Source organism: Rhodopirellula bahusiensis, from assembly GCF_002727185.1.
Taxonomy (GTDB): domain Bacteria; phylum Planctomycetota; class Planctomycetia; order Pirellulales; family Pirellulaceae; genus Rhodopirellula; species Rhodopirellula bahusiensis.
In genome coordinates this window covers 79,128-92,998 of sequence record NZ_NIZW01000010.1, presented here as the reverse complement: position 1 = coordinate 92,998, position 13,871 = coordinate 79,128, and the positions used below count along the sequence as shown (strand labels likewise).

The window sequence follows — 13,871 nt, the reverse complement described above, 5'->3', positions numbered from 1 at the left end:
AGCATCGGATGAAGGTCGTTAGTAGCATTGGAGCGTTGAAGTACCGCCACCCGGACTGCCAGGTGGTCAAGCGACGCGGCCGTATTTACGTGATTTGCAAGAGCAATCCAAAGTTCAAGGTCCGTCAGGGCGGTGCGAAGAGCAAGAAAGCCCGACGCTAAGCAATCCGTCTCGTCGAAGACCGGGTGCCTCGTTTCGGCACCTTTTTCGTTGAGACCGGCATGGTCACCCCCACATCTTCCATGACTCCCCAACCTTCAATGCCCAGTGATTCACTGGCAAACGGTCCGGGTGAAGTCACTCAAGGAGATTGCGATTCGGCCAGCTGTTGCGAATCAGCACTGAAAAAACCGGATCGACCTGAGGCGAAAGAAACATTCGCCACATCGCCGGCAATCCCGCAAGACGTGCAAAAGATTGACGTCTGCGAATTCGCCGAACTGGCACCCAGCGATCTAATCCGCTGGGAGCAGATCCGAGCGATGAGAAAAGATTTCGAGCCGCCTTTCTTTGCGGCTCGATTTGCGGCGGCGGTCAACTCCGTTCGCGGCGATGTCCTGACGGCGGTCATTCGTTCCAGCAACAACGAACCTTTGGGATACCTTCCCTTCCACCGCGTCGGTGGCGTTGGCGTTCCGGCAGGACGATTTCTCAACGACGCACAAAACGTGATCGCGATTCCCGGTCTTCAAGTCGACTGGGCCGAACTCGCGCGAGCGGCCAGGGTCCGCGCGTTCAACCTACATGCGATCGTTGGAAGCGAAGCAGACTGGATCGAACGCTATCAGCTCAAATCTGTCAACGCGTTTCGCGCTGACCTCGGCGACGACTCCGGCGACTACCTCAAGCGACTCGAGAAGGAACATCGAACGATCGGAAAGCAGGGCCAAAAGACTCGCAAGCTCGGTCGAGAGATCGGCCCGGTCCGACTGGAACTGGATTGCCGCTGCCCGGAAATCCTGAAGCAAACCATCGCTTGGAAGCGGGCTCAATATCAACGCACCCACATATTGGATCTGTTCCTTCCCGATTGGACTCGAGATCTGATCACGCTGCTTCACGAAAACTCACTTGGACAACCTGGACTGCAACCAGATTCGACTGTCGCAAGCGACAATTTCTCAAACGATTCGCTGCGTGGAATCTGCTCGGTTCTCTGGGCTGGCGACACCCCGGTTGCCACTCACATTGGAATGATCGAACACGGTCGCCTGCACTATTGGTTCCCGACGTACGATCTGGCATTCGCTCGGTATTCACCGGGCACTGCCTTGTTCACGGAGATCCTACGGGCGGCGACGCCACATGGGATTCACTGTGTGGACATGGGCTATGGCGAGCAGCCGTACAAGAAAAAGCAAACTGGCACGACCACCCAAGTCGTCCACGGAACCATCACCCATTCTCGATGGCACCGCATGGCATTTGCGGCAGAAGCGACTCTGGTCCAAGCTCTCAGACGAGTCCCGATGAAAGAAACGGTTAAGCGAGCGATCCGGACGATCAACCCTTCCGCCGGTATCAAGAAACTAAAATAGCCCGCCGTTTCCGACGAGCTATTTTTAAGTTCAGAGTGCAGCAGTCGGCTGCGACGATCAGCTTTTGCTTACTTGCTTGGTGGCAAGAGCACGGAGTCGATGACGTGGATGATGCCGTTGCTGGTCATCACATCGGTCTTCACCACCTTGACCTTGTCGTTCAGCATCACGGTTCCGTCGTTCACTTTGATGCTGACTTCGCCGCCCAAAGTCTTCGCTGACTCCAGCGTGACAACGGTCTTGGCGGGAACCTTTCCAGCGACAACGTGATACTTCAAAATCGCGACCAACTGATCCTTGTTCTCTGGTTTCAGCAGGCTCTTCAAGGTGCCAGCTGGCAATTTTTCGAACGCCTCATCAGTGGGAGCGAAGACAGTGAACGGACCTTCACCGCTCAATGTTTCGACCAATCCGCCAGCCTTCACAGCAGCCACCAAGGTGTTGAACTTTGCCGCAATTGCGGTCTCGACAATGTTCTTTTTCGCCGTTTCGTTGTGGTGATCTGCTTGAACAGCGGCGGGCGTAACGAACAGTGCCAATGCAGCCAAAATGATCTTCTTCATCGTTGAATCCTAAGTCTTGAGCATGGGGTAAGTACCCGAGCTTTCAAGAGGCGGCACAGCAACGGCCGGTGCCGGACTGCCTCACTCGGTTGGCTGATTCTCGAATCGCTGAACTGTACATCTGGGACAAGCGGCGCCGAACGAAAATTTCGAAGATCACGTTCGGAGGGGCAATCTCAACTTTGAAACCAAATTGCCTTTGTCGCGAAACTTCGACGGAAATGACGGGTTAGAACTTCTGAATCAACTTTGGTTTCAGTTTGTACGCATCGGCAATTTCGCCGTGGCGTCAACCGAATACCCGCTCCTCATCTAACCACTTCGAAGGGTTGCCTAACAATGAGCCGTTTGTCCCGAGTCCAATTCGCTTCTAATTTGCGTTTCTTTGCCATGCTGGCGATGGTCGTTGGCCTGACGCTCCAGTCGATCTCCATTGCGAATGCCCAAGGCCGTGGCGGCCGAGGTGGTGGTCCAGGAGGCGGCGGTGCTGGCCGCGGTGGCCCCGGTGGAGGAGGAGCCATGTTCGGCGGTCGCGGTGGCGGTGGCGGATCCGTCATGGGCCTGCTTCGTGCCGAAAAAGTTCGTGAAGAACTCGGCGTCGACGAACAACAAGCCGAAGCTTTGAAAAAGCTGGAAGAACAATCTCGCAACCAAGAACGCCCTGACTTCGACTTCCGCAATGCTTCCGAAGAAGATCGCAGCAAGTTCTTCGAAAAGATGCAGGCTCAACGCGAAGAGCAAGCAAAAGAAACCCGCATGCAACTCGAGACCGTTCTGACCCTGGAGCAAATGGAACGCCTCGACGAAATCGGAATCCAGGCTCAAGGGCTGATGGCACTCTCATCGCCAGAAGTTCAAAAGGAACTGACGATGACCGAAGAGCAGAAGACCAAGCTCACCGAAATCCGCTCGGGAATGGAAACCAAGATGCGTGAAGAAATGAGCGAGATCATGCAAAGCCGCGATCGCGAAAAAATGCGAACTGCGATGGAATCCATGCGTGAAGACATGGAAAAAGAAGTGATGGCTGTTTTGACCTCCGAGCAAAAAACCAAGTTCGAGGAAATGAAGGGCAAACCGTTCGACCTGGAAGCCCTGCGTGGCGGTGGACGTGGCGGACCTGGTGGTGAACGAGGTGCACGTGGCGGTCGCGGTGGAGAAGGCGGCGGCGAACGTGGTGGTCGCGGTGGACGTGGCGGCCGCGGTGGTGATCGCGGTGGCGAGTGATTCAGCCTCCGGCTACTCACTCATTCGCCCGACGTCTTATTCATAACTGAATCATGACCGCGAACGTTGCGAAGTAACTTTCAAAACAAGCCGCATGTGTTTTCACATGCGGCTTGTTTCGTATCCCAACGCATTAACTAAGCACGTATTCGATCGACTTGCTGGGCATCTCGCTTCATCGGACCAAGCCGGTCTTTGGTGCCAAATGCATCAAGCATTGTGTTGTAAACGTCAATGCCTTCCGCCCCGACGTCCATGATCTGGCCGGTCTTGAACCGACCATTGGCTCCGGTGATGCAGTGGAAGACACCTGAAAGCTCTCGCTTCACATCGTTGTGACGGCCATCGCCCGATTCAGTTGAAATGGTGATCAGCGAGTTCTCCAAAATCGTGCGTCCGTTAGGTTCTCTGCAATCCTCACTGTCCAGTGCGTTGAGGAAGTAGGCGACCTCTTGCATCTTCATATGGGCGTGAGCACGAAGGGCCTCATTCTCCTTTTTCTCATTGAACTTGTGCCACCACTCGTGGCTGCAACCTTTGTCGCCGCTCGCCTTCTGCTGCCCCGCGTCGTCAAACTCCCAGAGCTTCTTGCCCCGATACGTGTAGTCGCCTGTGAGCCGAATGCGTTCACCAGCGGCGAGGAATGTCAGGGCCCCGAAGCGAACACGATCCATTTGCACTGCCAAGGCATAGACGTCGGAAAGCAAACGCCATTCTGTCGACAATTGATCAAGGGTGATGTCGATGCCTTGCCCACCTGGATCGGCCGGGCCGCCATGAGGGATGACCGAACGAGGTGGAACCTGCGGACCATTCTCCGAGCGATGCTTCATCGCGAAAGCACGCTGTTCAAATTCGCGAATGCGGTCCAAGTGGTCAGCCACGCGCGCACGCGACGAAGATCCCAACGGCGAGTTCGCACCGGTGTAGTGCCGATAATCTTCAACGACCGTGTCCAGGACGCTCCGTTTCAGTCTTTCGCTTCGATCGCCACCGGCCAACTCAACTCCTCCGAACACACGGTCAAACAGCTCACGGGGCTTTTCCTGAATCGTCGCTGCGACCGTTCCATCCATGTTGTAACTGTGGACGTAGCGTCCGACGCGGGATCTGCGAAAGAAGGTTCCTCCGACAAGCGTCGGCACCATGCCCTTCGGCAACCCATCGGGATAGTGGGTGCGGCGAATCACCTGATCGATCGACGGTCCACCAGACTTCGCTTCGCCGTCTGGCGGTTCGGCGGTGAAGGCGGCAGTGGCACCGTCGTAGTGAGCATTGATGCCCTTCTCATCGCAACGAACCTGATCGACGTTGCGCATGATCAGCAATTTCTTGCTCAGCGGTTGCAGCGGCTCGAGAACTCCCTTGAACCCTTCCTTTTGCAGTGGTGCTGGAATCCCAAGACCGAAAAACACATTGAACGCTCGAACCGGAACGTCCGGCGTCGAAGTAGCAGCCACCGCGGTTGAAGTGAGCATCTCTTCGAGCAACGGCAACCCAACCGTGGCAGCCCCAACGCTTCGAAGCAACGTGCGGCGATGAACGAGCTTGTTGGCCATGACGGTTCCTATTGAAGTGAATGTGAAAGGCTGAGTGCGGCAGCCACGTCGATCCATACGTTCGCAGAGCGAATCCCTTGGACGGCGTTGGCTACGGGGCTTCTTCCGATCGTGTCTCTTGAACCAAATCGCTCATTACGATCGCGGTGATCAAATCGGCGTAGCGTCCACCTGCGTTCGTGGCGGTCTGATGAATCCGCTGGACCTCGGTCGCATCACGGGCACCCAATGGACGACCAAGAGCGAACTGTGTCACCTTCCAGGTCAATGTTTCACGAACGCGGTCGCTTCCGGACAACAGCTTCATCAACTCGGCGGGAGTCTTGTATTTCTGTACTTTCGCCTCGCCGGGAATGACAAGTTGTCCGTCCGAGCGGAGAGCATTGCCGAATTCATCCTTGCGATGAAATCCTCCCAGCCCATCGAACTGCTCCAAGCCAAATGCCAGCGGATCAAACTTGATGTGACATCCTCCACACGATTCGTTGCGGATCCGATCTTCTGCGACATCGCGGTGAGTCATTCCAGGCTTGGGCGGAACCGGGGTTGTATCGACTCCGGGAGGAGGCGCACCGATCACGCCTCGGAGCAAATCTCTCATCACAAACAACCCGCGAGTGACCATGGAAGCGTCATCGCCTCCGATCGTCAGCACACTGCCTTGTGTCAGCAATCCTCCGCGGGCCGCTTCGTTCGATAGATCGTAGCGACGAAGGCCATCGCCCTTTGGTTCCAAGCCGTAATGCTTGGCCAACTGAGGTGTGGCGAACGTGAACTGGGCGTCGAACAATTCGTTCAGCGGCCGCCCCTGCTTCCAAACAACTTCTTCAAAGTACGCCAGGGTTTCATCCCGCATGTCCCGTCCCAGCTCAGGCTTCCAGCCGGGATACCGCTTCTGGTTCGGCTGCATGTTGGTCAGCCGGTCGAGGTTCAACCAATCACTTGCGAATTGCTTGGACCGCTCGACCGCTCGACGATCGTTCAACATCCGCTCGACTTCAGCACGACATCGCTCTTCGTCAGTCAACTGACCTTCTCGAGCTGCTTTCAACAGCTCCGCATCTGGTGGCCCACCCCACAGGATATAGCTCATTCGCGACGCCAATTCGAAATCACTCACGCGATGGCTGCCGCCTCCGTGCGGATGTTTCTCAATGCGATAGATGAACCGAGGCGATTGCAACATTGCTTCGACCATCAGACCAACGCCTTGCTCAAAACTGCCGCCAGCACTGGCCACGGCGGTCAGGACGCCGCTGTAGTTGGACACCTCCCGTTCATCCAACGGACCACGAAACAGCCACTCGCCCACTTTCGCGACAAAGTCTCGCGCGGTCGCATCCGTGTTCAGACTCCGCGACTTAGAAAAGCGTTTTGCGAATTTCAGAATATCCATCTGCTGAACGATCAATTCCGCCAATTGCGAATACGCTTCGACGTGCTTCAGATCCACGTTCAGGTTGTAAGCCGTGTTGCTGAACCCATCGGCACGCAGATCCGGTGGCAACATTTGCGTCGCTTCCGCTGAGATATTCACGCCAACCGCACTGCGCACGGTTTCGATGTACTCCAGGACGGTGAGTCGCTGGATCCAATGATCGCTCGCCCCCGGCTTGGAGGCGTAAACGGCGGGATCGATCATGTCGATCGACCAAACCGCCCCGCCATCAATCCATCCTTTCATCACCATCTGATCGGAAGTCGACAATCCTGGTCCCTGCGGAGGCATGTCGCCCGAAGCGATCTGCTCCCACAACAAGCTCTCCTCCGCGTTCCCAGGAACGATCACACTTCCGCTTTCACCGCCCGCCAATGCGGCAACTTTACGTGACAGATCGAGCTCGCCTTTTTTCGATGCCGAATCGTGACACTCCAAGCAATGGCGAGCAAACAACGGAGCAATCTTTGTCGCGAAGGTTTGTTCCGCCTTTGCCATCGCAAGTCGCTCGGCCTCACGCGGATCGACACCGGCTTTTGGACCAGCGTCAAAGTTCTGCGAAACCTCTGCGTGATCGAGGGCGCGCGAATAGATCGCGACAAGATAGAACTCTCCCAGCCACGGGCGTTCTGACGATCGTTCGTTCGCCAGAATCAGCAGAAAGCCGTCCTCCCAGTTCGACAGTTTCCCGGCCACCTTCTTGGAAACCGTTTGTTTGCCATTTTCGTAAACTCGAACGTTTCCGCCGCCGTCTCGAGTGAAGACAACGTGCGTGAGCTTTGGCTCGGCATTGCCACTGCCACCGGACGTCTCGGGAATCCCATTGTCGCTGGTCAAAGTCGTCCTCAAACGAATTTGATATCGGTTCCCATCTTGACCAAGCGTGAAGTTTCGCTGGACTGAGTCTTTCGACATCGAAACAATGCGAGCCGGCCCTTTTTGAGAAGTGTTATTAGGTTTGATCCACGCTTCGATCGTCAATGCGTTGGATCGCTTCGCCTGATCCACGATCTTGTCCGCCGAACCGATGGACTCAATCTTGGTTGCTGATCGCACCTCGAGTGCACTCTTCTTCCATGCGACCGCAGAAGATTGCTCGATCTTTAAATCCACTGGCTGTCCGTTCCCGCTGCGATCCTTGATCGTGTCGCCATGACCAGATTCAAAGGTGTAGAACGCCGCAAGACCATTGCTGACACGAGGCGTATCAGCCGAGAACGCTGGTGGCAATGGCAACATTAGCAGCACACCACCGATAAACGACAGGGCGGCTCGAAGCCTGAAACCCTTCGAGATTCGATGCTCATTCACCATTGATTGCTCCACTTCGTCACATGGATGGAAGGCCAACAATCGCTTCAGTCAGTCAACGCATTCGAATTGTCCGCCACGCCCTAATGTAACGCACCATCACGCAGCATGCTGATAGTGCGCACCACCAGTCCATCACGACTCAAACTGGTCGGCTAAGAAGCGAAAACGCGTTTGGGGGCGTCCATCAGCAGACCTACTCCAGCCGACACCGTTGGAGCCTGCCCCAGAGCGAAGCGAATCAGTCGCAGAGCACGACGTATGCGATGGCTTGCGTTCTGCACCCACCGAGACTCAAGTGGATCGCATCAATCTCGGCTTCTTCAGCCAGCTCGGCTGCCATGCCATGCAGTTCAATCGAGGGCCCATCGCTGGGATGCGTCGCGATTTCAATGTCAGTCCAACTGATGCCACGCCGGTGACAACGCAGAGCCTTGAAGACAGCTTGTTTGGCCGCCCATCGACGGGAGAAATGCCCCGTCGCGTCGGGTCGCTGAGCACAATGATCAATCTCGGCTGCCGTGAAGACTCGCTCTAGAAACTGCTCCCCGTGCTGCTGGATCATTTGAGCGATCCGAGCACACTGAACAATTTCCGTCCCGACTGCCACGATTGCCATGAATTACCGCAACCCACAATTGCGTCGGGCACGGTCAACCACACCGGCCGCAACCTCACGAGCCCGCTTGGCACCTTCGGCCAAAATATCTCGCACGGTGTCCAAGTCGGATTCCAACTCTTCTCGCTTCGCACGAGCTGGGGCAAAGTACTCTTCGCTGACTTCCGCGACGGCCTTTTTGATCTCGCCGTAACCAAAACCACCGGCTCGATACTTTCCCGCCATGGCATCGACTTCCGCCGGTCCAGCAAACAACTGATAAAGCTGAAACAGATGGTCGTCGGTCGGGTCCTTGGGATCTTCCATTGGACGACTGTCCGTCACGATCCGCATGATTTGCTTGCGGATCTTTTTCACTTCACCGAACAACGGCAACGTGTTGTTGTAACTCTTGCTCATCTTTTGACCGTCGGTCCCGGGGACCTTTGCGCCAACGTCCAACGTCTTTGCCTTTGGCAGCACAAACGTTTCACCGAAAGCATGATGGAATGAACCGGCCAAGTCACGGCAGACCTCGATGTGCTGGACCTGATCAACTCCAACCGGCACGATCTGCGAGTCGTACGCGAGAATGTCGGCTGCCATCAAAACCGGGTAAGTGAACAACCCAGCGTCCGCGGTCATTCCCTTCGCTTTCTTCTCTTTGTAAGCGTGGCAACGCTCGAGCAGACCCATCGGCGTTCCCGTCATCAGCAACCAAGCCAGCTCGGTCACCTCAGGAATATCAGACTGCACAAAAAGACTGGCTTTCGACGGGTCCAATCCCAGCGCCAACAAATCCAGCGCGGCGTTGAGCACGTTTTCGCGAAGCACTTCCGGTTCACGAACGGTGGTCAGGGCGTGCAAGTCGGCGATGAAGTAGAAGCCCTCATTGTCTTCTTGCAAATCAATGTATTGGCGAATCGCACCGAAGTAGTTTCCCCAGTGGGGACGTCCGGTTGGCTGGATTCCCGAAAGCACGCGCATAAGTCAGTCAAACAAAGAAGAATTTTCGATCAAAGAAAGCAACTTAGAACCTCTCAACTTAACCAAATCTTGCGGCTTCGGGAGATCACCCCCCGACAAAGAATTGGCTCCGGCGAAAAATTCAATTCCAAGACTGGTGATTCAAGTCGGTCGTCGCCGGATCCAGCTTGCACCCGTCGATGACGGCGGAGCGTTCGCCGCCCAATGCCGCACGTCCGCCATCACTCGGATTCATTTCCCTCGGAGGCATCCGCAGCTGAATCGTCATTCGAATCCAACAGCTCATTCAAAGCCTCCAGCATCTTCTGGCGAGGCTCGGGATCATCGGTCGGAAACCCCAACTCTCGAGGAACGAACGCGATCTTGGGGTGCAGCGAATTTGGGTTCAACCCGACTTCAATCAGAGGCTGCTGTTTCAAGATCATGATCGTCGCGGCTGCTAAATCTCGAACTTGAGCCTGGGTTTGTTTCCCGCCGATGAAATCCACTTCGGTCACCGCACGCTCGTCTTTCAGCAACCTGCGAAGCGAGGCGATGTTGCTCTCATTGCCGAACCGACTTACCAATTGCAGCGACAGGGCGACTTCATCGATCCTGGAATCCTGTTGTTCCAACACTCGTTCGGCTAGCGGCAACGTTCGCTCCAGGTCCTCCTGCAGCGACAACCAGAACACCTCCGGCCAACTCGTACGATCGCAACGCTGGATCCATCCCGCCAACAAAGTGCGAAAAGGCTCGGCGAGCTGTTCGTCGCGAAGAAGTTCGGCCGTGACGCTCATTCGCAACATCCGTAGCAGTGCTTCTTCATCAATGTTCGACAATTTCAGGTCGTGGTCGTTGAAGCACAACAACATCGCAATCACGTCCGCCCCCGATGGCAATTGGGACTCAATCAACTGCCGACGTTGAATTCTCGCGATCACGTTCCGAAGCGATTCCGCCCGAGCTTCTGTGCTGACCTCGAGAGCCTCAGCCAAATCTTGATGACGCAGCATCATCTCGACGAAGACCTCTCGCAGTCGCGGACCATCGCCCAAAATTTGTTGAAAGACATCCCAACCCTCAAACGATCCGGGCTGCCCATCCAAGAAGGAATCGATCCGCCCCGCAACCGCACTGTTGACGATTCCCGCCGCAACATTCTCAGCTCGCAGACGCACTTCCAAATCGTCATGTTCGATCACGGCGGTTCGCAATGCTGGAAGAGCGTCGTTGGCCAACTCCCGCAGTTCCGCGGTGGCTTGTTCACGCACGGCGAACTCGGGTGCACCCAACTGAGCAATCAGTTCGGCGATCTTGATTTGCTGCGACCTCTCGTCATCTGACTCCTCCTCCGATTCGCTGGCGTCCAAATCGGTTTCGCCAATCCCAGGTTCAATCGGTGGAATGTCACTCGGCAACACTTCCTGAGCCCGGAAAACTTCCGAGATTTTCAGTGGGTCCATCGGGGCTTTGCGAAACGACTTGAACGAGACGCGGTCCGTTCCAGGGTCGCTCTCGCCAGATTCCGCTGGCGAGCTCGAATCAGTTTCAAGATCGTCCTCGTTGGCTTGCCCCGATGCGACCGTGGCTGACAGCATCAACACAGCAACCACCATCGCGAGCGAACGAATCCAATCGGTTGTGGGAAGGGTTGAAAACAAAACGTCTGCCTAACGGGAAAGGTTTGCGTAACGTGAAAATTGGACTGCGACCGCTTCCCCGAAGTGTACCAAGAACAACGCTCAGATAGCAGCGATTGCTCGACGGGCCGACGGGTTCCGCCGAGCCGCCATCGAGACGGCAAATGGGCCAGTGAATGGCCCGGGAAGGAAGCCGCCGGATGGGCGGTCTTAAAAGCAGGAAAAGCGAGGCAAAAAAATCGGTTGCCCAAAACCGAACCCGTGGCTAGGCTGAATGCACGTCGTGGAGAAATCGCATCCCCTCCACAGTGACGTTTGTTTAGGGATTTGCGGCCGCTTGCAGCCTCACTGCTAAAAAGCCAACACATGAAACCGATCGCAATCGATCCGGTCGAAATGACCGATCATGCGTCCCGCGCGGCGGGACCTTCTTCCACGAGCTTGCCGACCTCAGGTCTGTCGACTCAGTGCGTCCATGGGAACATCAACCCGGACGCCCCCTCTCGTCAGCACGCCGAAGGCGCCATCACGGCCCCCATTTATTCGGCCTCGACGTTCACCTTTGAATCCACCGACAAACTGCTGGATTTCGTCGAAGGCCGCGAACAGCGTGAAGAGTATGGGCGTTACGGCAATCCCAACGAACGACTGGTCGAGCAGAAGCTGGCGGCGCTCGACAACGCGGAAGACGCGGTGGTCTACTCCAGCGGCATGGCGGCAATCGTCGGGCTGCTGATGAGCCGTCTGTCTTCCGGCGACGAAATTATCTTCTTCGACCAGTGCTATCATCGAAGTCGCGAATTCTGCGGCAAACACCTCGCCAAATTTGGTGTTGTCACCCGCCAAGTCCCCACCGGTGACTTCGCTGCGATGGAAGCCGCGATCACGCCACGAACCAAAATGCTGGTCAGTGAATCGCCCACCAACCCACACCTGACCTGCGTCGACCTCGAACAGTTTGTCGCTCTCGGCAAAGCTCACGAAATCGAAACGCTGATCGACGCGACGCTGGCGACTCCGATGAACGTTCGGCCGCTCGATCATGGCGTGGACTACGTTTGGCACTCCGCGACGAAATACTTGGGCGGACACAACGACTTGCTCGCAGGAGTCATTTCCGGCCGCAAAGAGTTACTCGATCCGGTCCGTGCTCTTCGCGGTTGCTTGGGCAGTGTCACGTCGCCACACAGCATGTACTTGCTCGAACGCGGTTTAAAAACGTTCTCGTTGCGGATGCAACGTCACAACGAAAACGGCCAAGCGGTCGCAGAGTTTCTTCATCGGCATCCCAAAATCGAGCGGGTGTATTACCCCGGTCTTCCAAGCCATCCATCGCACGCGATCGCGAAAGAACAGATGCTTGGCTTCGGCGGTTTGATCACATTCACGGTCAAGGACGCAGATTGGAAAACCACGTCACGGGTGGTCGATGCCGCGAAAATTGCTCGCATCGCTCCCAGCCTCGGCGGCACCGAATCGTTGATCGAACAGCCGCTGGTGATGAGCTATTTCAAGTACACACCCGAGGAACGAGCCAGTTTCGGAATTGCCGACAACATGATTCGTTATTCGTGTGGGATCGAAGATTCAGCGGACTTGATCGCAGATTTGGACCAAGCTTTGGCGGCGATCTGAAATGAGCACCTCCAAATCTAATGGCGAGTTTCGAACTCGCGCGATTCACGTTGGTAACGAAGTCGATCCGTCGACCGGCGCCGTTGTTCCACCGATTCACTTTGCCAGCACGTTCCGGCAACCTGGCGCGGGCGAGTGGGGCCAATACGACTACTCTCGAAGTGGCAATCCGACTCGAACGGGCCTGCAAACCACGCTGGCCTCGCTTGAAAACGGATGCGGCACGCTGGCGTTCTCGTCCGGCATGGCCGCCATCCATGCGGTCACGATGCTGTTGGAATCCGGCGACCACGTCGTCGCGGGAACGGACATCTATGGCGGTGCCTACCGACTGCTGCATCAGATTTGCAATCGCAGCGGCATCGAAGTCACTTTGGTTGACGTGACCGACTTGAAGGCGATCGAGAACGCCATCACCGACCGCACCAAATTGATTTGGACTGAGTCGATTGGCAATCCGCGGATGACAATCTCTGATTTGCCGGCGATCGCCCGCCTGGCCAAATCAAAGGGAATTCTGTCCGGAGTCGACAACACATTCGGCACGCCAGCGCTGTTGCGGCCGTTGGATTTTGGCATCGACATCGTCATGCACTCCGCGACGAAGTACTTGGGCGGCCACAGCGATTGCCTTGGTGGAACACTCGCAGTTTCAGACCCTGAACTTTACGACCAACTTTATTTTGTTCAGAACGCGACGGGAGCGGTGCTCGATCCGATGAGCAGCTTCCTGATTTCGCGAGGCCTGAAAACCCTGGACCTGCGAATTCGCGAACAGTCGCGAACAGCCCTCCGATTGGCGAAGTGGCTGGAAGCTCATCCGATGGTTCGATCGGTACTTTATCCCGGCCTGACATCGCACGACCAACATGAGTTGGCCAGCCAACTGTTTGGACTGCATCAAAGCGACTCAGAAGAAACCCACTTCGGCGCGATGATCACATTTGAACTCGACGCGACTTTGGACCAAGTCCGCCAGGTCTGCCAATCCACCGAACTGTTCCACTTGGCAGTCAGTCTTGGTGCGGTGGAATCTTTGATCGAGCAACCCGCGACGATGTCTCATGCGTCCTATGCACCTGAGGCTCGCGCCGCGCACGGAATCAAGGATTCGCTGATTCGCCTCTCGGTCGGATTGGAATCCCCCTCCGATCTGGAATCGGACCTGCAACAGGCGTTCTCGGCCATCAATTGACCCCCTCGAGTGTCGGCAAAATGCGGGCTGGCATCGGTTCAGCTCGCGGTAGCATTTGCAAATGCGTGAGCTCCGGACAACTTGCCGGTAGGGTTTGGGTGTGTCCGCACCGGTTTCCACGACGCAACCGGGCCGAACGGCAATCGGGTAGTAGGTGAATTTGAAAAAGTGATTTGCCTTGGGGCTCGCTTTACATCG

Annotated in this window: 11 protein-coding genes; 5 read left to right on the top strand and 6 right to left on the bottom strand. The window is 56.1% G+C overall.

Translation table 11 applies throughout. From position 1 onward, the window contains the following. Positions 1–8 precede the first annotated feature (8 nt). Positions 9–161, top strand: a complete 153-nt coding sequence (gene ykgO / locus CEE69_RS14335) for a type B 50S ribosomal protein L36 (protein WP_007327677.1) — start codon at positions 9–11, stop codon at positions 159–161. A gap of 99 nt (positions 162–260) precedes the next feature. After that, on the top strand, positions 261–1,538 hold the full coding sequence (locus CEE69_RS14330; RefSeq protein WP_233215231.1) for a GNAT family N-acetyltransferase: 1,278 nt from the start codon (positions 261–263) through the stop codon (positions 1,536–1,538). A gap of 68 nt (positions 1,539–1,606) precedes the next feature. Here CEE69_RS14330 and CEE69_RS14325 read toward each other — a convergent pair whose 3' ends face one another. Next, complete coding sequence (locus CEE69_RS14325) at positions 1,607–2,101, bottom strand: fasciclin domain-containing protein (protein ID WP_099261318.1); 495 nt, start codon at positions 2,099–2,101, stop codon at positions 1,607–1,609. Between the two features lie 339 nt (positions 2,102–2,440). On the opposite strand from CEE69_RS14325, the gene CEE69_RS14320 reads away from it, so the two are divergent. Beyond that, positions 2,441–3,328 (top strand): hypothetical protein, encoded by an 888-nt coding sequence (locus CEE69_RS14320; RefSeq protein ID WP_099261317.1) that lies wholly within the window; start codon positions 2,441–2,443, stop codon positions 3,326–3,328. A 137-nt stretch (positions 3,329–3,465) separates the two neighbouring features. Here the strand turns inward: CEE69_RS14320 and CEE69_RS14315 are convergent, their stop codons facing one another. The 5 genes from CEE69_RS14315 to CEE69_RS14295 all read right to left on the bottom strand — a co-directional run bounded on the left by CEE69_RS14315 (position 3,466) and on the right by CEE69_RS14295 (position 10,864). Beyond that, positions 3,466–4,887 carry a DUF1552 domain-containing protein gene (locus CEE69_RS14315; RefSeq protein ID WP_099261316.1) on the bottom strand — a complete coding sequence of 474 codons (1,422 nt, stop codon included), beginning with the start codon at positions 4,885–4,887 and terminating at the stop codon, positions 3,466–3,468. Positions 4,888–4,978: 91 nt separating this feature from the next. After that, positions 4,979–7,675 carry a DUF1592 domain-containing protein gene (locus CEE69_RS14310; protein WP_233215230.1) on the bottom strand — a complete coding sequence of 899 codons (2,697 nt, stop codon included), beginning with the start codon at positions 7,673–7,675 and terminating at the stop codon, positions 4,979–4,981. 202 nt (positions 7,676–7,877) lie between these two features. After that, a complete protein-coding gene (acpS, locus tag CEE69_RS14305) occupies positions 7,878–8,255 on the bottom strand; it encodes a holo-ACP synthase (protein ID WP_099261315.1) in 378 nt (125 codons plus the stop codon). A gap of 3 nt (positions 8,256–8,258) precedes the next feature. Then, positions 8,259–9,221: a tryptophan--tRNA ligase gene (gene trpS, locus CEE69_RS14300; RefSeq protein WP_099261314.1), complete on the bottom strand. Its 963-nt coding sequence runs from the start codon at positions 9,219–9,221 to the stop codon at positions 8,259–8,261. A gap of 221 nt (positions 9,222–9,442) precedes the next feature. Next, on the bottom strand, positions 9,443–10,864 hold the full coding sequence (locus tag CEE69_RS14295; protein ID WP_099261313.1) for a hypothetical protein: 1,422 nt from the start codon (positions 10,862–10,864) through the stop codon (positions 9,443–9,445). Positions 10,865–11,209: 345 nt separating this feature from the next. Here CEE69_RS14295 and CEE69_RS14290 point away from each other — a divergent pair, with 345 nt between their 5' ends. Both CEE69_RS14290 and CEE69_RS14285 read left to right on the top strand, forming a co-directional pair. Next, positions 11,210–12,478, top strand: coding sequence for a trans-sulfuration enzyme family protein (locus CEE69_RS14290; protein WP_099261312.1), 1,269 nt, complete (start codon positions 11,210–11,212; stop codon positions 12,476–12,478). 1 nt (position 12,479) lies between these two features. Next, positions 12,480–13,673, top strand: a complete 1,194-nt coding sequence (locus CEE69_RS14285) for a trans-sulfuration enzyme family protein (RefSeq protein ID WP_099261311.1) — start codon at positions 12,480–12,482, stop codon at positions 13,671–13,673. Positions 13,674–13,871 lie beyond the last annotated feature (198 nt).

What these genes read in the sequence shown, in the direction of transcription:
- CEE69_RS14285 (WP_099261311.1), top strand. Translation starts at nt 12,480, where the DNA reads ATGAGCACCTCCAAATCTAATGGCGAGTTTCGAACTCGCGCGATTCAC.
- ykgO (WP_007327677.1), top strand. Translation starts at nt 9, where the DNA reads ATGAAGGTCGTTAGTAGCATTGGAGCGTTGAAGTACCGCCACCCGGAC.
- CEE69_RS14320 (WP_099261317.1), top strand. Translation starts at nt 2,441, where the DNA reads ATGAGCCGTTTGTCCCGAGTCCAATTCGCTTCTAATTTGCGTTTCTTT.
- CEE69_RS14315 (WP_099261316.1), bottom strand. Translation starts at nt 4,887, where the DNA reads ATGGCCAACAAGCTCGTTCATCGCCGCACGTTGCTTCGAAGCGTTGGG.
- CEE69_RS14325 (WP_099261318.1), bottom strand. Translation starts at nt 2,101, where the DNA reads ATGAAGAAGATCATTTTGGCTGCATTGGCACTGTTCGTTACGCCCGCC.
- CEE69_RS14330 (WP_233215231.1), top strand. Translation starts at nt 261, where the DNA reads ATGCCCAGTGATTCACTGGCAAACGGTCCGGGTGAAGTCACTCAAGGA.
- CEE69_RS14290 (WP_099261312.1), top strand. Translation starts at nt 11,210, where the DNA reads ATGAAACCGATCGCAATCGATCCGGTCGAAATGACCGATCATGCGTCC.
- acpS (WP_099261315.1), bottom strand. Translation starts at nt 8,255, where the DNA reads ATGGCAATCGTGGCAGTCGGGACGGAAATTGTTCAGTGTGCTCGGATC.
- trpS (WP_099261314.1), bottom strand. Translation starts at nt 9,221, where the DNA reads ATGCGCGTGCTTTCGGGAATCCAGCCAACCGGACGTCCCCACTGGGGA.